Raw genomic sequence first — 16833 nt, 5'->3', positions numbered from 1 at the left:
CCCCGCACCGACCCCCGCACAGCCCCCTGCACCGTCCCCCGCACCATGTCCTCGCCCCGGACAGTCCCGCCCTCCGGGGCCGCGCCGCCCTTCCCGGCGGGCTCGCCCTCCCGGGTTTCCCCAGCGTCCGGAGCCGCCGCTCCGCCCCGAGCAGCCCCACCGTCCCCGTCCAGTTCGGCGCTCCGAGCGGCCGCGCTGTCCTGGGCTGCCGTGCCGTCCCCGGCCTCCGTGCCCCTCCGGACCGCAGCAGCGGGGTCGGCAGTCGTAGAGGCAGGGCCGCCCGCAGAGCAGTGGGCCGCCGTAACGGGATCGGCCGCCGTAACGGGATCGGGGGCCGTAGCGGGGAGGGCGGTCGTTGGGGGGAGGGCGGTCGTAGCTGGGCGGGTGGGGGTGAGGTGGCGGGCCAGGGTGGGAGCGAGGGCGCTGCCCAGGGCGCTGCCGGCGAAGCCCAGGGCGGACACGATCGCGTAGGCGGTGGCTCCCCCTTCGCCCGAGCCGGTGAGCTCGGCCAGGTGGCCGGGCACCAGCAGCTCGATGCAGGTGAGCGCCATCCCGACCACCGCCGCGACCAGCACCAGCCGCCGCAGCGGCCCGTCATGCACCGCGACCCGCACCCCGGCTGCCACCGTGACCGGCACGCCGCGCAGCACCACCGCCACCGAGGCAGGCGGCCGGGGCGGCTCCGGCATGGCGATCAGCACGACCACCAGCCACACCAGCGCGGCGACCGCCCCGAGCAGCGCGGGCAACGCCAGCGGGTCAAGCCACCCGGCCCCCGCCATGCCGGTCCCCATGCCGCTGTCCATCCCGGCGGCTTCGGCTGCGAGCGGGAGGAAGCCGCCCGCCAGCACGCCGACGCCGAGCGCGACGTCCTCCATGACGTGCCCGCGTGACAGGCCAGGCCGCAGGTCGGCGCCGGGCCCCTCGACGGCGTGCAGCGTGTCCACGAACCACGCCTCCGCGGGCCCGCTGGACAGCGCCCGCGCCACTCCCAGCACCGCGCCGGCCACCGTGAACGCCCACCAGGTGCCCGCCACCGCGAGCAGCACCAGCGCCAGGGCGGTGCAGGCGGCGGAGGCGGCGAGCACCACCCGGCGCCCCACCACGTCGGCCAGCCCGCCGGTGGGCAGCTCCAGCCCGGCGATGACCAGCGAGTAGACGGTCATGACCACGCCGACCTGCACGATGGTCAGGCCCCGGTCCAGCATGAGCAGCACCAGCGGCGCGATCATCAGCCCGGCGGGCAGCCAGGTGAGAAAGCTGACGAGGGCGTAACGGCGGCACACGTCGTCCATGCCGTCACCCTAGACCGCAAAGCAAATTTTGCAAAGAGAATTTTGCGGCCTAGGGTCTGGAAGCCGTCAGGCCAGTTTGAACTGCAGCTCGGTCTCCCACTTGTTCATGTCGGGCTGCTCCTCCGGGTTCGTGTGGTAGAGCTCCAGGCGGCTGTCCCAGTGCTCGCCGTCCGGCTCCTCGCTCATGGCGAAGCGCAGCCCCCGCTCACGCGCCCAGTCGAGCAGCTCGCCGGTGACGGCCATGAGGCCGTCGGGGTGGCCGACGTGGAGGGTACGGACGTAACGGCCCGCCGGGAGCACCCCGGCGACGAACTCGCCCTCGCCCGCCACCGGCTCGTGCACCGGCACCCCGGCCTCCACCACCAGGTCGCCGTCCAGGTCGATGACCAGGTAGCGAAAGAACGGCCCGCCGGCGGGCGGCGTGCCCCGCTCGGCCAGCCGGCCGTACAGCTCGCCGATCCGGTCGGCGACCAGGTGGAAGGTCGTCATGGTGATGGTCTTGCGGATCCCGAGGTAGTGACGCTCGGGACACTCGATGATCTCTGGCATGTTTTCCTCCTTCACCCATTACTACGAATCGGCGCCCCGGAACTCATCGGCGAGTCCGAAGAAGGGGAACAGCCCCGGGTCCAGGTACGTGGTGATGCCGGTGATCAGGCCGCCCGCCGTCTCGACGAGCACGAGCGCGAACGGCCGGCCCTCCAGATACTGCCCGTACGCGGGCCGCCCGTTGGCGGCGGTGCGCACCAGGCGCGAGCCCTCGCAGGGCGCCCCGGCGGCGGCCAGCACCCGGCGGACGTCCTCGCGCCCGCGCAGCCACCAGGCGAACGGCGGCATCGACGAGGTGGCGTCCTCGTGCAGCAGCGCGACCAGCGTCTCGACGTCGTAGCGCTCGAAGGCGTCGACGTAGCGGGCGAGCAGCTTCTCGTCCACGGCGTCGTCACCCGGCTCGGTGACGGGCAGCGCGGCGCGGGCGCGCTGGAGGGCGCTGTTGACCGCCGCGACGCCGGCGCCGAGCAGGCCGGCCACTTCGGCCGCCGACCAGCCCAGCACGTCGCGCAGGATCAGCACGGCCCGCTGCCGGGGCGGCAGGTGCTGCAACGCCGCCACGAACGCCAGCCGCACGCTCTCCCGCGACACCGCCAGCTCGGCCGGGTCCAGCAGCCGGTCGGGCACCGGGTAGACCCATGACTCGATCGGCAGCGGCTCCCCCAGGGTCGTGCCCGGCTCGGCGGCCGGGCCCAGGCCGGCGGCGAGGGCCCGGCGCCGGCTGCCGCGCAGCATGTCGAGGCAGACGTTCGTGGCGATGCGGAACAGCCATGCCCGCAGCGACCCCCGGAGCGGGTCGAACCGGTCACGGCCGCGCCACGCCTTGGCCAGCGTCTCCTGCACCGCGTCCTCGGCCTCGTACACCGAGCCGAGCATCCGGTAGCAGTAGCCGGTCAGCTCAGCGCGGTGGCCGTCCAGGTCCATGTGGTTCGATCCCGATCTGCAGTTCCGTCACCCACTCGGCCAGGTCGTCCGGGCAGTGCAGGTAGACCTCGCGGCCCAGGTCGAGCGCGCGGTGGCCGTTGTCCTCGATCCAGTGGGCCAGCTCCTGGTAGGTGGTGCCGACCTGGTCCATCGAACCATGGTGGATGACCGTCGCCGCGACCGGCAGCCGGGGCAGGTCCACGACCTGGAGCCCGTCGTGCTCGCCGGGCCAGGCCGCGACGGGGAAGGCGGCGTGCGTCAGCACCGTCCCGTCCTCGCGGGCCTGGTAGTGGGCGATGCCCGGGCCGGCGATCGGCAGCCCGGCGGCCTCCAGCCGGTCGCAGAGCTCCTGGTAGAGCGGCTGGATGACGGGCCCGACGTGCTCGGGCCCGTAACTGGCGGCCATGCCGCTGAGCTGGGCGACCCGGACCGGGGCCACCTCCTTGACGATGACCTCGACGGCCCCCATGCGGCCCTCGGTCTCGATGCTGCGCAGTCTCGACTCGACGCCGCGCAGCCTGGCCAGGTCGGCGCTGATGCGCGCCTCCAGCTCGGCGCGGCGCAGCCGGACCATCCCGTGCAGCTCCTCGGTGCTCACCTTGTCATCGAGGATCGTCTTGACCTGCTCCAGCGTGAAGCCGAGGTCCTTGAGCGCGACGAGCCGGTTGAGGCGCGCGAGCTGGGCGGCCTGGTAGGAGCGGTATCCGGTGGCCGGGTCCACGTGCGCGGGCCGCAGCAGCCCGATCGCGTCGTAGTGCCGCAGCATGCGCACCGACACGAGCCCGAGCCTGGCGAAGTCTCCGATGCTGAACATGACCTCTCCAGATGTACGGCCTCACACGGTGTCAGAGTCCACCTCTACAGGTTATGCTGCGAAATATCACCGTAACCGAACGTTCGGTAGGTCCCATGAAGACTGCCCGGGATGTCGATGCCGGCCTGCGGATCAGGGCGGCGGCCGTGCGGCTGTTCGCCGAGCAGGGCTACGCCGCCACGAGCGTCAGGGACCTGGCCAGGGCCGTCAACCTCACCAACGCCGGCGTCTACCACCACGTTTCCAGCAAGGAAGCCCTGCTCGCCGACCTGATGGAGGCCGGGCACCGGGGCCTCATCGACGCCACCCGCCGCCTCCTGGCCGGCGTCGGCGGCCCGGCCGAACGGCTGGCGCTGCTCATCGGCTCACTGACCGCCATCCACGCGCTCAACCCCATGACGACCCGGGTCATGGACGGCGAACTGCGCTCGCTCACCCCCGGCGGCGCTGCCCACGACGAGATCATCGCCCTCCGCGACGCGTACGAGGACTTCTGGCGGCAGGCGCTGGCCGACGGCGTCGCGGCGGGCGTGTTCCGGGTCGCCGACCAGAAGCTGACCCGCCTGGCCCTGATGTCGATGTGCACGGGCACCAGTGAGTGGTATCGCCCCGACGGCGACTCCACGCTGGAGCAGGTGTGCGCCGAGTTCGTGGCGATCGGCCTGGCCGCCGTCCGCGCACCCGGACTGTCCCTGCTGCCCGACTTCTCCCTGCTGCCCGACTTCCCCTGGGAGCCGCCGCATGGCTGACCGTCGCTCCGATGTTCCCGACACCGTCCCCGCCCTGGTCCGGTGGGCCGCCGCCCGCTTCGGTGACCGTGAGTTCCTCCGCTTCCCCGACGTCTCGCTGAGCTTCGCCCAGGTGGACGCGGAGAGCGACCGGCTGGCCGGGGCCCTGGCCGCCACCGGCGTCCGGCCCGGCGACCGGGTCGCCGTCATGCTGGACAACGTCCCGGGCTGGCCGCTGAGCTGGCTGGCCGTCCTCAAGGCCGGGGCCGTCACCGTCCCGGTCAACGTCCGCTACCGGGCGGCCGACCTGGAGCACGTGCTCCGCGACTCGGGCGCCGTCGCCACCGTGACCAGCGCGGAGCACGCCGGGCACGTCTCGCGCGGCGGCCACGTGGTGCACACCCTGGACGCGCTCACCGGCTCCCACCCCGCCCCCGAAATATCGCCCAGCCCGAACGATGTGGCGAATTTTCAGTACACGTCGGGGACCACCGGCTTCCCCAAAGCCTGCATGCTCACCCACGCCTACTGGTTACGCACCGCCCGGGTCGTCGCCGACCTGGTCGACCTGCGCGACGACGACGTGATGCTGATCGCCCAGGCGTACTCCTACATGGATCCCCAGTGGACGACCCTGCTGTGCCTGATGGGCGGCATCCCGCAAGTCGTCCTCCCCCGCTTCTCCGCCTCCGGCTTCTGGCGCTCGGCCCGCGAGCACGGCGCGACGCTCACGTACGTGCTGGGCACGATGCCCATGCTCATGTACAAGCAGCCGCCCGACCCGCTGGACCGGCACAACAGGATGCGCCTCGTGCTGTGCTCGGGCATCGCCCCGCGCCTGCACGCCGCCTTCGAGGAGCGCTGGGGCGCGCCCTGGCGGGAGCTGTACGGGTCCACCGAGAGCGGCCCGGACCTGCTGTCCGCCCCGGACGCCCGCGACCAGGTCGGCACCGGCTCGATGGGCCTGCCGCCGCCCGGCAAGGAGGTCACGCTCGACGAGGAGACGGGCGAGATCCTGGTGCGCGGCGAGCCGATGATGACCGGCTACTGGAACCACCCGGAGGCCACCGCGCACGCCTTCCGCGGCGGCTGGTACCACACCGGCGACCTGGGCGTACGCAATCCCGACGGGCAGATCCGGCACGCCGGGCGGCTGAAGGACATGGTGCGCCGGGGCGGCGAGAACATCTCCTGCGCCGAGGTCGAGCGGGTGCTGGGCGAGCACCCGGCGGTGCTGAACGTCGCCCTGGTGCCGGTGCCCGACGAGCTGTTCGGCGAGCTGCCCAAGGCGTTCGTCCAGCTCAGGCCGGGCTATGAGGCGAGCGGGCCGACCGCGGCGAGCGTGGCCGAGCACGCCGCGCGGCGGCTGGCCCCGTTCAAGGTGCCGGCGTTCGTCGAGTTCGTCGACGGCTTCCGGCTGACCCCTTCGGCGCGGATCGAGAAGCGCCACCTGATGCGCCCCGACCAGCGGACGGGCGCGTTCCGCGTAACCCTGCCGTCGGACAAGGAGCGAGCATGATCGACGTGACCGTACGGGACGAGGTGGCGGTGATCACCCTCCAGCGGCCCGGGAAGCTCAACGCGCTGACCGCCGGCATGCGGCGGCAGCTCGCCGCGGCGGTGCGCGAGCACGGTGATGGCAAGGCGGCCCGGGGCGTCGTCGTCACCGGCGCCGGGCGGGCGTTCTCGGCGGGCGAGGACATCGACCAGGCCGTCAGGCTGTCGCTGATCGACGAGGTCGAGCTCTTCCACGACCTGACCAGGGCCGTGCTGGAGGCCAGGGTGCCGGTGGTGGCGGCCGTCAACGGGCTGGCCGTGGGCGGCGCGGCGGAGTGGACGCTCTGCTTCGACGCCCGGCTGGGCACACCGTCGGCCGAGTTCTTCCTGCCGGAGAACCACATCGGGCTGTCGATCTCCAACGGCGCCAGCCATCTGCTGCGCCGCCTGGTCGGCGGCCGGGCGCTGGGGCTGGTGCTCGGCTCGGCGCGGCTGAGCGCCACCGAGGCTCACTCGCTCGGCCTGCTGGACCAGGTCGTCGAGGCGGACACGCTGGTCGACACGGCGATCGGCCTGGTGCACCGCTGGACGCTGCCCGGCACGGCCACCGAGGTGCACCTCAGGCTGCTGCGCCCGTCGCTGGAGGAGGTCGAGCGCGCCTTCGCCGCCGAGACGCGGGCCGCCCGCCAGGTCGAGGACTCCGGGATCGCCCGGGCGGGCATGGAACGCTTCGTCAACCGGCGCAGGCGGTGAGCGCGGCCGGTCAGGGCACGAGCAGGGCGGCGACCACCAGCACCAGGGCCACGACGCCGATCGCCAGCGAGTCGTAGGCCCAGGTGGCGCGGGCGGGGCCGGGCTCCTCGTTTCGGATCCTGGCCTTGTCGGCGCGGTCGCTGATCTGCTCGCCCACCCAGTCGGCGTGCGTCTTGCCGGAGAACGCCTGGGCGGCGGCCTGCTCGCCCTTGGTCAGCGTCGGCTCGGTCCTGAACCGGCCGCGCTGCTTGACCGCCTGGCCACGGCGCTGGGCCCTGGCGCGCTCGCGGGCCGAGCTCATCGGGGTCCACAGCCGCAGCACGCGGCCCTCGCCGTGGTCGACGTTGATCGAGTGGGAGACCGTGACCTCCCGCACCGACGCCCACGGCACCACCGTCGTGCGCAGCGGGTTGCGCCCGACCAGCCCCTGCTCGGTGAACACGGTGGCGGGGCGGATGGCGACGACGTAGACGAGCGCGGTGAGCACGCCCAGCACGGCCAGCGCCACCATCGACGCCTTGCCGTTGTAGCGGGCGGTCAGGTCCCACACGTTGAAGGCGACGAACGCCACCCACACCCAGCCGAGCACGAACGCGGTCTTGGACCGGAAGACCTCTTTCACGGCTGCCACTTCAGCCGCGCGAACCCGGGCTTGATCACGCCGTTGATCAGCGCCAGCCGCTCGTCGAACGGCAGGAACGCGGACTTCATCGCGTTGACCGTGAACCACTGCAGGTCGTCCCACCCGTAGTCGAACGCCTCGACCAGCTTGGCGAACTCCCGCGAGACGGTCGTGGAGCTCATCAGCCGGTTGTCGGTGTTGACCGTGACGCGGAAGTGGAGCCGGCGCAGCAGCCCGATCGGGTGCTCGGCGATGGAGGCGGCGGCCCCGGTCTGCAGGTTGGAGGTGGGGCACATCTCCAGCGGGATGCGCTTGTCGCGCACGTAGGCGGCCAGCCTGCCGAGCTTGGCGGAGCCGTCGCCGGCCACGGTGATGTCGTCGATGATGCGCACGCCGTGGCCGAGCCGGTCGGCGCCGCACCACTGGATGGCCTGCCAGATCGACGGCAGCCCGAACGCCTCGCCGGCGTGGATGGTGAAGTGCGCGTTCTCCCGCTGGAGGTATTCGAACGCGTCGAGGTGGCGCGTGGGCGGGTAGCCCGCCTCGGCGCCGGCGATGTCGAACCCGGCCACGCCCACGTCGCGGTAGCGCACGGCCAGCTCGGCGATCTCCATGGAGCGGACCTGGTGGCGCATCGCGGTCAGCAGCGTGCCGATGCGGATGCCGCGCCCTTCGGAGCCCTGCCGGAACCCGTCCAGGACGGCCTGGACGACCTGGTCGAGGCTCAGCCCGCGGGTGGTGTGCTGCTCGGGCGCGAAGCGCACCTCGGCGTAGACGACGCCGTCGTCGGCCAGGTCGGCCGCGCACTCGGCGGCCACCCGCACCAGCGACTCGCGGGTCTGCATGACGCCGACGGTGTGGGCGAACGTCTCCAGGTAGCGCTCCAGCGACCCGGAGTCGGCCGCCTCCTCGAACCAGCGCCGCAGCTCGTCAGGGTCGTCGGCCGGCAGCCGGTCGTAACCGCTCTCGCGCGCCAGCTCCACGATGGTCTCAGCCCGGAGACCACCGTCGAGATGGTCGTGCAGCAGCACCTTGGGCGCGCGCCGGATCTCCTCGTACGTGGGGCTCATCCGCCCATGATATGGGGCTAGGAGTCGCGGTTGACGGACTCGGGGCTGAAGGCGGGCAGACAGACCGCGATGTATTCGGCGCCCTCGTCGCCGGTGCTGTAGCGGATCTTCTCGCCCGGCTCGGTCACGAGCGTCTGCCCGGCCGTCACCTCGGTGACGCCGCCGTCGTGCTCGACGCGGACGGTGCCGCGCAGGACGACGGTGTATTCGGTGAAGGCGGGCGTCTGGGCGGGCTCGTCCCAGCCGGGCGGGGCGACCATGTGCGCGATGGAGACGGCCTCGTCGCCGCTGTTGACGCGGCCGACGTGCTCGTCGATGGTCTTGCCGCCGGGCACCGGGATCCGGGTGGGTCCTTCGATCTTTCTCACCACGAGGTCAGTGTCGCACGTCCACGACCAGACGGCTGGGCCCGGAGTATTCCTTCACGCGGAACGCCGTGCGCCCCGGCATGATCAGCGCGATGCCGACGCGGCCTTCGAAGTCGCCGGTCTTGACGATGCGGGTGACGGCCTCCAGCGACCCGGCGTCGGGCCCGTCGGTCCAGGTGGGCGTGCCGTCCTCGGTGTGCGCGTCGGCGGGGGTGAGCAGCAGGTGCAGGGCCAGCCCGCCGCCCAGGTCGATGGGGGTGCCGGAGCCGTCCTGGACGAGTTCGTCGGCCCACTGGGCGGTGTAGCCGGGCAGCGAGCCGGCGAAGTCGACGACCACCCGGTCGAACCCGTCGTGGCGCCCGGCGCGCACCCCGGTGACGAGCGCGGGCTGGGCCCCGGCGCGGTCGACGGCCACCTCGGAGGTGCTGGTCGGCAGGTCGGCCGCGGCGGACGTGGCCGTCGCCGAGCTCCCCTGGCTCGACGGCGGCTCCACGGTGGCCGTGCCCGTGCCCCGCGCGCCGCACGCCACGAGCATCAGCCCGCACACGCACGCCGCGGCCGCCCTCAATCCCGGTGACGCGTTCATGCCACCAAGATTCCCGGGGACGGCCGCGCGAAGCTCGCACCGATAACGGATCGGCATGGGCCGACGTCAGGCGAATGTCCGGGTCACACCACCTCGTACGCTTTCGCCTCGGGCACGGCGGCGGCCCGCTTGCGGTCGCGCAGTCCAGCGGCCGAGAGGGCCAGCCCGGCGACGGCCAGCAACAGGGAGACGAGGATGGCCGCGCGCAGCGAGCCGATGGAGATCTCGCCGCCGCCGGAGGTGAGCACCGCGGTCACCACGGCGAGCACGATCGCGCCGCCGACCTGGCCGGAGGTGTTGAGCAGCCCGGAGGCGAGGCCCTGCTCGTCGTCGGAGACGCCGTTGGTGGCCTGGATGTTGAGGGCCGGGAACGACAGCGCGAACGCGATGCCGAGCAGCAGCATGCCGGGGATGACCAGGGTGAAGAGGCCGGGCGTGCGGGAGATGCCGAGGAACATCGCGTAGCCGCCGGCCAGCGCTGCCGCGCCGACGACGATGAGCTTGCCGGTGCCGAACCGGTCGGCGAAGTCGCCCATCTTGGTCGAGGTGACCGCCACGAGCAGGCCCGCCGGCAGGAACGCCAGCGCGGTGCCGAGCGCGGACCAGCCGAGCAGGTTCTGGAAGTACTGCATGGCGACGAACTGGAAGGCCACGTACGAGCCCATGAGGACGACGAGCCCGAGGTTGGCCCGCACGAGCGGCCCGGAGCGGAGGATGCCGAGGCGGACGAGCGGGTGCTTGAGCCTGAGCTCGGTGAGCACGAACAGGCCGAGCAGGGCGGCGACGGCGACCAGCGAGCCGATCGTGCGGACGGAGGACCAGCCGGCTTCCGGCGCCTGGACCACGGTGAAGACGAGCAGCAGCATCGAGGCGGTGATCAGCACGGCGCCGATGAGGTCGTGGCCGCCATCGGCGCGCTCCTCGGCGTTGCGCGGCAGCACCTTGATCGCGGCGATCAGCGCGATGACGGCGACGGGAACCGGCATCAGCATCGTGAGGCGCCAGTCGAGCTGGGTGAGCAGTCCGGAGAACACCAGGCCGAGCGAGTAGCCGCTGGCGCCGCAGGCGGTGAAGATGCTCAGTGCCTTGTTGCGCAGCGGTCCTTCCGGGAACGTGGTGGTGATGATCGACAACGCGGCCGGGGCGGTGAAGGCCGCGCCGACGCCCTTGATGAAGCGGGCGGCGATGAGCAGCGCCCCGTCGTTCACCAGGCCACCCAGCAGCGACGCCACGGCGAAGACCGCCAGTGCGACCAGGAACACCCTGCGCCGCCCCAGCAGATCGGCGGTCCTGCCCCCGAGTAGAAGAAGACCGCCGTATCCGAGCACGTAGCCGCTGACAACCCACTGCAGAGAAGAGGTGGAGAGCCCCAGCTCGTGCTGGATGGAGGGCAGCGCCACGCCGACCATCGACACATCCAGGGCGTCAAGGAAGATCACTGCGCAGAGCACGGCGAGCGCGCTCCACCGGGTGGAGGAAGAGGACATGGACGGAAAGATTACATGCACTCGCATCTAATGCAAGTGCATTTAATTCCATTGCATGATTTTTCGCCTAGTGGTAACCTCCGCGTCATGGACGAGGCGCACGTGGTCGGCACCTGGCATTACGTCCTGGCGAAGCACGCCAAGGCGATGTGCATGCTGGAGCGGGAGCTGGGCGACAAGCACGGCCTGGGGCCCAGCGAGTTCGAGGTGCTCGACCGGATGGTCCACCACGACAGAAAGCTGCGCATCCAGGAGCTGTGCGACGAGGTCCACCTGAGCCAGAGCGCGCTCTCGCGCGTGGTGGCCAGGCTGGAGAAGTCCGCGCTCGTCAGCCGCGGCGCGTGCGACTCCGACCGGCGCGGCGTGTTCGTGTGCATCACCGAGGAGGGCCGCGCCCGGCACGCGGCAGCCCTCCCCACCCAGCGCGCCGTCCTCTCCTCGATCTTCGACGACGCACCGGCGGTGTCCGTCTAGGCGGTGATCCGGTCGATGATCAGCGGCAGGGTCTCCCCCGCGGCCGGTCCGACCTCGTAGCCGCCGCGCAGCGCCTCCAGCGCCCGCTCGAAGCGGCTCGTCTCGTCGGCGTGCAGCGTGAGCAGCGGCTGCCCCGCCCTGACCAGGTCGCCCGGCTTGGCGTGCAGCGTGATGCCCGCGCCCGCCGACACCGGGTCCTCCTTGCGCGCCCGGCCCGCGCCGAGCCGCCAGGCCGCCAGCCCGACCGCGTAGGCGTCGAGCCGGGTGAGCACCCCAGACTCCGGGGCGTCCACCGTCATCGTCTCGGCCGCGCGCGGCAGCAGCGCGTCCGGGTCGCCGCCCTGGGCGCCGACCATCGTCCGCCAGGCGTCCATGGCCGACCCGTCACGCAGCGCGTCGGCGGGGTCCTTGCCCGACACCCCGGCGGCCTCCAGCATCTCCCTGGCCAGCCGTACGGTCAGCTCCACGACGTCGGACGGCCCGCCGCCCGCCAGAACCTCGACCGACTCCTCGACCTCCAGGGCGTTGCCCACGGCCCGGCCCAGCGGCCGGTCCATCGCGGTCAGCAGCGCGACCGTGCGCACGCCCGCGTCGGTGCCCAGCGCCACCATGGTCTCGGCCAGCTCGCGGGCCCGCTCCGGCGTCTTCATGAACGCGCCCGAGCCCACCTTGACGTCGAGCACCAGCGACCCGGTGCCCTCGGCGATCTTCTTCGACATGATCGACGAGGCGATGAGCGGGATGGACTCGACCGTGCCGGTGACGTCACGCAGCGCGTACAGCTTCTTGTCGGCGGGGGCCAGCCCGGAGCCGGCGGCGCAGATCACCGCGCCGGCCGCGCGCAGCACGCCGAGCATCTCGTCGTTGGACAGCGACGCCCGCCAGCCCGGGATCGACTCCAGCTTGTCCAGCGTGCCGCCGGTGTGGCCGAGGCCGCGGCCCGACAGCTGCGGGACGTACGCGCCGCAGGCGGCGACCAGCGGCGCCAGCGGCAGCGTGATCTTGTCGCCGACACCGCCCGTGGAGTGCTTGTCGGCCGTCGGCCGGTCCAGCTCCGACCAGTCCATGCGCTCGCCGGAGCGGATCATGGCCTGCGTCCAGCCGGCGATCTCGCGCCGGTTCATGCCGTTGAGCAGGATCGCCATGGCCAGCGCCGACATCTGCTCGTCGGCGACCTCACCGCGCACGTAGGCGTCGATCACCCAGTCGATCTGGGCCGCGCTCAGCTCGCCGCCGTCGCGCTTGGCGACGATGACCTCGATCGCGTCCATCACGCCATCCTGGACAGGTCGACGGGGCCGAACGCGTACGGCAGGATCCGCGCCATCGGCAGCGGCCCGTCGACGGTCTCGACCAGCAGGTCGTCACCGCCGAACTCGTACAGGAGCTGCCGGCAGCGCCCGCACGGCATGAGCAGCTCGCCGTGGCCGTCCACGCAGGTGAAGGCCACCAGCCTGCCCCCGCCGGACGCCTGGAGCGCCGACACCAGCCCGCACTCCGCGCACAGGCCCACCCCGTAGGAGGCGTTCTCCACGTTGCAGCCCGTGACGATCCGCCCGTCGTCCACCAGGGCGGCGGCGCCCACGGGGAACTTGGAGTAGGGCGCGTAGGCGTGGCGCATGGCCTCCGCGGCCTCCGCGCGCAGCGCCTCCCAGTCGATGCTCAATGCTGCTCCCCCCGTCGATAGATCACGCCGTCGGCCTTGGGCATGCGCAGCCGCTGCGACGCCACCAGGAGCACGAGCAGGGTGAGCACGTGCGGCGTGATGAACACGAACTCGTTCGGCAGCCTGTCGACGGTCAGCCACAGCCAGATCAGCACGACCATGCCGGCCGCGGCGGCCGCCATCGTCGTGTACTCGCGGGCGGACTGCCCGGCCGTCAGCATCCGGCGGGCCCTGACGATCAGATAGATCAGCAGCAGGATCGCGCCGAACAGCAGGAACGAGGTGACCGCGCCCTGGCTGCGGAGCTGGAGGGCGTCGGCGTAGCCGAACAGGGCCGCGCCCGTGGCCAGCCCGCCCGGCCGCCAGTTGCCGAAGATCATGGCGGCCAGGCCGATGAAGCCCCGGCCCGCCGACTGCCCCTCGACGTACTTGTCGCTGACGAACACCAGGAACACGCCGCCCAGCCCGGCGAACGCGCCGGAGATGACCACGGCCAGGTACTTGATCCGCAGGACGTTCACGCCCAGCGACTCGGCCGCCCACGGGTTCTCGCCCGCCGAGCGCAGCCGCAGCCCGAACGCGGTGCGCCAGAGCACGAAGAACGTCAGCGGCAGCATCAGCACGGCCAGGATCACCAGCACGTTGACGTCGTGGGTGAGCCCGCGCAGGATGCCGGCCACGTCGGAGAGCAGGAACCAGTGCGTCTTCTCCAGCGAGCCCAGCCAGTCGGGCCCGTCGGACAGCAGGGGCAGGCTGAACTCCCACGCCTCCCCCGAGACCGGCGGCGAGGTGGTGATGCCGGCGCCCGCCTGGTTGGCCGGGGAGCCCTCCTTGTAGAGGACCTCCGACAGGAAGCGGGTGACGCCCGGCCCGAGCAGGTTGATGGCGACGCCGCTGATGATGTGGTCGACGCCGAACGTGACGGTCGCGATGGCGTGCAGCAGGCCGCCGAGCGCGCCCGCGATCAGCCCGGCCAGCAGCGCGGCCACCGGACCCCACTGGTAGCCGGCCCAGCCGGCGAACCAGGTGCCGAGCACCATCATGCCTTCGAGGCCGATGTTGACCACGCCCGCCCGCTCGGCCCAGAGGCCGCCGAGCCCGGCCAGCCCGATCGGCACCGAGAACAGCAGCGCCGCCCCGATCACGCCGGAGGAGGTGATGTCGTCGGTCCCGGCGATGATCCGGACCAGCGACATCAGCATGAGCAGCAGCGCGACGCCGATCAGCGCCAGGTGGTATTTGCGGATCCTGCTCGATCCGGCGAGGGTGGTCATGCGCTCACCTTTCCGAGCTCTCGCGCCGCGCGCCGTTCCTCGCGCCGCAGCGCGATCCTGCTGGTGATCTCGTTGGCGATGACCACGAGGAGCACGATGGTGCCCTGCATGATCGTGATCACGGAGGGCGGCACCTCGGCGAACTGCAGCGGCCCCTGGGCCCGGTCCAGGAAGGCGAACAGGAGCGCGGCCACCGCGATGCCCCAGGGGCTGTTACGGCCCAGCAGCGCGACCGCGATGCCGAGGTAGCCGAGGCCGGGGGTGAAGTTGGTGCCGAAGGCGTGCTGGTCGCCGAGGATCTCGGGCAGGCCGATCAGTCCGGCGATGCCGCCGGAGAGCACCATGGCGGAGATGACCATGCGCTTCGGGCCGATGCCGGAGGCGAACGCGGCCGTCGGGTTCAGGCCGCTGGCCTTGACGTCGAAGCCGAACTTGGTCCGCTCCAGCACCACCCAGAGGGCCACGCCGACGACGACGGCCACGAGCAGGAAGCCCCACACGCCGCCGCCGCGTGGCGCGGGCAGGCCGACCGCCTCCAGCAGCCAGTTCATGTTCGGGAACCAGGCCGACTCGGGCAGGACCGGGGTGGTCGTGGTGAGCTGCCCCTTGGCGCGCTCGCCGGCGAAGGGGCCGCGGACGAGGAAGGCCGCCAGGTTGATCGCGATGTAGTTCAGCATGATCGTGGAGATGACCTCGTTCACCCCCCGGGTCACCTTCATCACGGCCGGGATCAGCGCGTAGAAGCCGCCGACGGCCGCCGCCACCACGATGATCACCGTGATCTGGATCGGGGCGGGAGCCACGAACGTCGAGCCGACGTAGGCGGCGCAGACGGCCGCGATCCGGTACTGGCCCTCGACGCCGATGTTGAAGAGGTTCATGCGGAAGCCGACGGCCACCGCCAGACCGGCCAGGAACAGCGGCACGGCCCGGTTCAGCATCCGGGCGATGCTGTTGGACACCGAGCTTTCCCGCGCGCCGAAGTCGAAGAACGCGGCGAGCGCGTCGCCGGGGTTCGCCCCGGCCGCGACGATCGCCACGCTGCTGATGCCGATGGCCACCAGGATGGCGATGATCGCGCCCGCCACGGTGAGCAATGCCCGATAGAGCCCTGCGGGCATCACGTCTCCTTCGTGCCGGTGATGGCGCCGGTCATGTATCCGCCCAGCCGTTCCGGGGTCACGTCGGACGGGTCGAGGCGGGCCACGAGCCGTCCCCGGTAGATGACCTGCAGCGTGTCGGACAGCCCGATCAGCTCGTCGAGGTCCGCCGAGATGAGCAGCACGGCCAGCCCGGCCGCGCGGGCCTCGCGCAGGTGGTCCCAGATGGCGGCCTGCGCGCCCACGTCGACGCCGCGGGTCGGGTGGGCGGCGATGAGGAACTTCGGCTCGCCGCTCATCTCGCGGCCGACGATGAGCTTCTGCTGGTTGCCGCCCGACAGCGCGAGCGCCAGCGTGTCGACGCCGGGCGTGCGGACGTCGTACGTGTCGACGATGCGCTGGGTGTCGGACCTGGCGGCCCGCCGGTTGATCCAGATGCCGGAGCGGGACGGCCGCCTGGTCTGGTGGCCGAGCACCCGGTTCTCCCAGAGCGACGCCTCCAGCAGCAGGCCCTGCCGGTGGCGGTCCTCCGGGATGTAGCCGATGCCGGCCTCGCGCCGCCTGAGCGTGGACCAGGCGGAGATGTCCTGCTCGGCGAGCTCGACGGCGCCGCTCACCGGGCGCATGCCCATGATGGCCTCGATGAGCTCGGACTGGCCGTTGCCCTCGACCCCGGCGATGCCGAGGATCTCGCCCTTGCGGATGTCGAACGACACGTCGTCCAGGAGCGCCCGCCCGTCGGCCTCCAGGGTCAGGTGGGACACGCGCAGCGCGACCGTGTCGGTCACCGTGGACTCGCGCGTCTCGGGCGTGGGCAGCTCGCTGCCGACCATGAGCTCGGCGAGCTGCCGGGCGGTCACGTCGGCCGGGTCGACGCTGGCGACGGTGGTGCCGCGCCGGATCACGGTGATCGCGTCGGCGATGCTGAGCACCTCGTCGAGCTTGTGGGAGATGAAGATGACGGTGAGGCCGCCGGCCGTGAGCTCGCGCAGGTTCTCGAAGAGCTCCTCGACCTCCTGTGGCACGAGGACCGCGGTCGGCTCGTCGAGGATGAGGATGCGCGCGCCCCGGTAGAGGACCTTGAGGATCTCCACGCGCTGGCGGTCGCCGACGCCGAGGTCCTCGACCAGCCGGTCGGGGTCGACGCGCAGCCCGTGGCTCTCGGCGAGCTGGTTGATCCGCGCCCGCGCCCGGCCCGCGTCGAGCATGACGCCGGCCTTGCGCGGCTCGGCGCCCAGGACGATGTTCTCCAGCACGGTGAAGTTGTCGGCCAGCATGAAGTGCTGGTGCACCATGCCGATGCCGGCGTCGATGGCGTCGCTCGGGGTGCGGAAGGCCACCTCCCGGCCGTTGACCTTGATGGTGCCCTCGTCCGGCTTCTGCATCCCGTACAGGATCTTCATCAGGGTCGACTTGCCGGCGCCGTTCTCCCCGACGATCGCGTGCACCGTGCCGGGTTGGACGGTGATGCAGATGTCGTGGTTGGCCACCACGCCGGGGAAGCGCTTGGTGATGCCCTCCAGTTGTACGGCGGGCGTCTCGGCGTTCATCGGCCGCTCATTCGGTTTCTCCTAGAGCCTGGCAGATATGCCCGAGGGCCCGGGTCTCGGGACTCGGGCCCTCGGT

General features: G+C 72.0%; 18 protein-coding genes. 4 read left to right on the top strand and 14 right to left on the bottom strand.

What is annotated here, in order from left to right:
• From KME80_RS05140 to KME80_RS05125, 4 genes are all read right to left on the bottom strand, one after another.
• Positions 1-1295 (bottom strand): MFS transporter (locus KME80_RS05140; RefSeq protein WP_219500763.1); only part of this gene is annotated, 1295 nt, incomplete at its 3' end.
• A gap of 66 nt (positions 1296-1361) precedes the next feature.
• Positions 1362-1844, bottom strand: a complete 483-nt coding sequence (locus tag KME80_RS05135) for a GyrI-like domain-containing protein (RefSeq protein ID WP_219500761.1) — start codon at positions 1842-1844, stop codon at positions 1362-1364.
• Positions 1845-1865: 21 nt separating this feature from the next.
• Positions 1866-2768 carry a sigma-70 family RNA polymerase sigma factor gene (locus KME80_RS05130; RefSeq protein ID WP_219500758.1) on the bottom strand — a complete coding sequence of 301 codons (903 nt, stop codon included), beginning with the start codon at positions 2766-2768 and terminating at the stop codon, positions 1866-1868.
• The gene (locus KME80_RS05125; protein WP_219500757.1) at positions 2743-3582 is read right to left on the bottom strand and encodes a MerR family transcriptional regulator; all 840 of its coding nucleotides are present in this window, start codon (positions 3580-3582) and stop codon (positions 2743-2745) included. The genes KME80_RS05130 and KME80_RS05125 overlap by 26 nt, the downstream gene beginning before the upstream one ends.
• 95 nt (positions 3583-3677) lie before the next feature.
• Between KME80_RS05125 and KME80_RS05120 the strand changes: the two genes are divergently transcribed.
• Genes KME80_RS05120 through KME80_RS05110 form a run of 3 tightly spaced genes read left to right on the top strand, consistent with a single transcriptional unit; the run spans position 3678 to position 6560 of the window.
• Positions 3678-4331, top strand: a complete 654-nt coding sequence (locus tag KME80_RS05120; RefSeq protein WP_219500756.1) for a TetR/AcrR family transcriptional regulator — start codon at positions 3678-3680, stop codon at positions 4329-4331.
• A complete protein-coding gene (locus KME80_RS05115) occupies positions 4324-5829 on the top strand; it encodes an AMP-binding protein (protein WP_219500754.1) in 1506 nt (501 codons plus the stop codon). Before KME80_RS05120 ends, KME80_RS05115 begins: the two co-directional genes overlap by 8 nt.
• Positions 5826-6560, top strand: coding sequence for an enoyl-CoA hydratase/isomerase family protein (locus tag KME80_RS05110; protein ID WP_219500752.1), 735 nt, complete (start codon positions 5826-5828; stop codon positions 6558-6560). The genes KME80_RS05115 and KME80_RS05110 overlap by 4 nt, the downstream gene beginning before the upstream one ends.
• 10 nt (positions 6561-6570) lie before the next feature.
• Here KME80_RS05110 and KME80_RS05105 read toward each other — a convergent pair whose 3' ends face one another.
• The 5 genes from KME80_RS05105 to KME80_RS05085 all read right to left on the bottom strand — a co-directional run bounded on the left by KME80_RS05105 (position 6571) and on the right by KME80_RS05085 (position 10693).
• Positions 6571-7182, bottom strand: a complete 612-nt coding sequence (locus KME80_RS05105) for a PH domain-containing protein (protein ID WP_219500750.1) — start codon at positions 7180-7182, stop codon at positions 6571-6573.
• Positions 7179-8252, bottom strand: coding sequence for an adenosine deaminase (locus KME80_RS05100; protein ID WP_219500748.1), 1074 nt, complete (start codon positions 8250-8252; stop codon positions 7179-7181). The genes KME80_RS05105 and KME80_RS05100 overlap by 4 nt, the downstream gene beginning before the upstream one ends.
• Before the next feature lie 17 nt (positions 8253-8269).
• On the bottom strand, positions 8270-8623 hold the full coding sequence (locus KME80_RS05095; RefSeq protein ID WP_219500738.1) for a cupin domain-containing protein: 354 nt from the start codon (positions 8621-8623) through the stop codon (positions 8270-8272).
• Positions 8624-8627: 4 nt separating this feature from the next.
• Positions 8628-9206, bottom strand: a complete 579-nt coding sequence (locus KME80_RS05090) for an AMIN-like domain-containing (lipo)protein (RefSeq protein WP_219500736.1) — start codon at positions 9204-9206, stop codon at positions 8628-8630.
• A gap of 83 nt (positions 9207-9289) precedes the next feature.
• Positions 9290-10693, bottom strand: coding sequence for an MFS transporter (locus KME80_RS05085; protein ID WP_246644009.1), 1404 nt, complete (start codon positions 10691-10693; stop codon positions 9290-9292).
• 87 nt (positions 10694-10780) lie between these two features.
• On the opposite strand from KME80_RS05085, the gene KME80_RS05080 reads away from it, so the two are divergent.
• Entirely contained in the window at positions 10781-11167 is a 387-nt protein-coding gene (locus KME80_RS05080; protein ID WP_219500732.1) for a MarR family winged helix-turn-helix transcriptional regulator, read from the top strand.
• On the opposite strand, the gene KME80_RS05075 is transcribed toward KME80_RS05080, so the two are convergent.
• The 5 genes from KME80_RS05075 to KME80_RS05055 are packed head-to-tail and all read right to left on the bottom strand — an operon-like array spanning position 11164 to position 16757.
• Positions 11164-12438 carry a thymidine phosphorylase gene (locus tag KME80_RS05075; protein ID WP_219500731.1) on the bottom strand — a complete coding sequence of 425 codons (1275 nt, stop codon included), beginning with the start codon at positions 12436-12438 and terminating at the stop codon, positions 11164-11166. The two genes, KME80_RS05080 and KME80_RS05075, sit on opposite strands and share 4 nt — an antisense overlap.
• A complete protein-coding gene (locus tag KME80_RS05070) occupies positions 12438-12833 on the bottom strand; it encodes a cytidine deaminase (RefSeq protein ID WP_219500729.1) in 396 nt (131 codons plus the stop codon). Before KME80_RS05070 ends, KME80_RS05075 begins: the two co-directional genes overlap by 1 nt.
• Positions 12830-14107 (bottom strand): ABC transporter permease, encoded by a 1278-nt coding sequence (locus KME80_RS05065; RefSeq protein ID WP_219500726.1) that lies wholly within the window; start codon positions 14105-14107, stop codon positions 12830-12832. Before KME80_RS05065 ends, KME80_RS05070 begins: the two co-directional genes overlap by 4 nt.
• Positions 14104-15228 (bottom strand): ABC transporter permease, encoded by a 1125-nt coding sequence (locus KME80_RS05060; RefSeq protein ID WP_219500724.1) that lies wholly within the window; start codon positions 15226-15228, stop codon positions 14104-14106. Before KME80_RS05060 ends, KME80_RS05065 begins: the two co-directional genes overlap by 4 nt.
• Complete coding sequence (locus KME80_RS05055) at positions 15228-16757, bottom strand: ABC transporter ATP-binding protein (RefSeq protein WP_219500721.1); 1530 nt, start codon at positions 16755-16757, stop codon at positions 15228-15230. The genes KME80_RS05060 and KME80_RS05055 overlap by 1 nt, the downstream gene beginning before the upstream one ends.
• Between the last annotated feature and the right edge of the window lie 76 nt (positions 16758-16833).

This window comes from Nonomuraea ceibae (genome assembly GCF_019396325.1).
Lineage (GTDB): Bacteria > Actinomycetota > Actinomycetes > Streptosporangiales > Streptosporangiaceae > Nonomuraea > Nonomuraea ceibae.
Note: the sequence above shows the minus strand (reverse complement) of the source record. Positions and strands in the feature narration are given on the sequence as shown.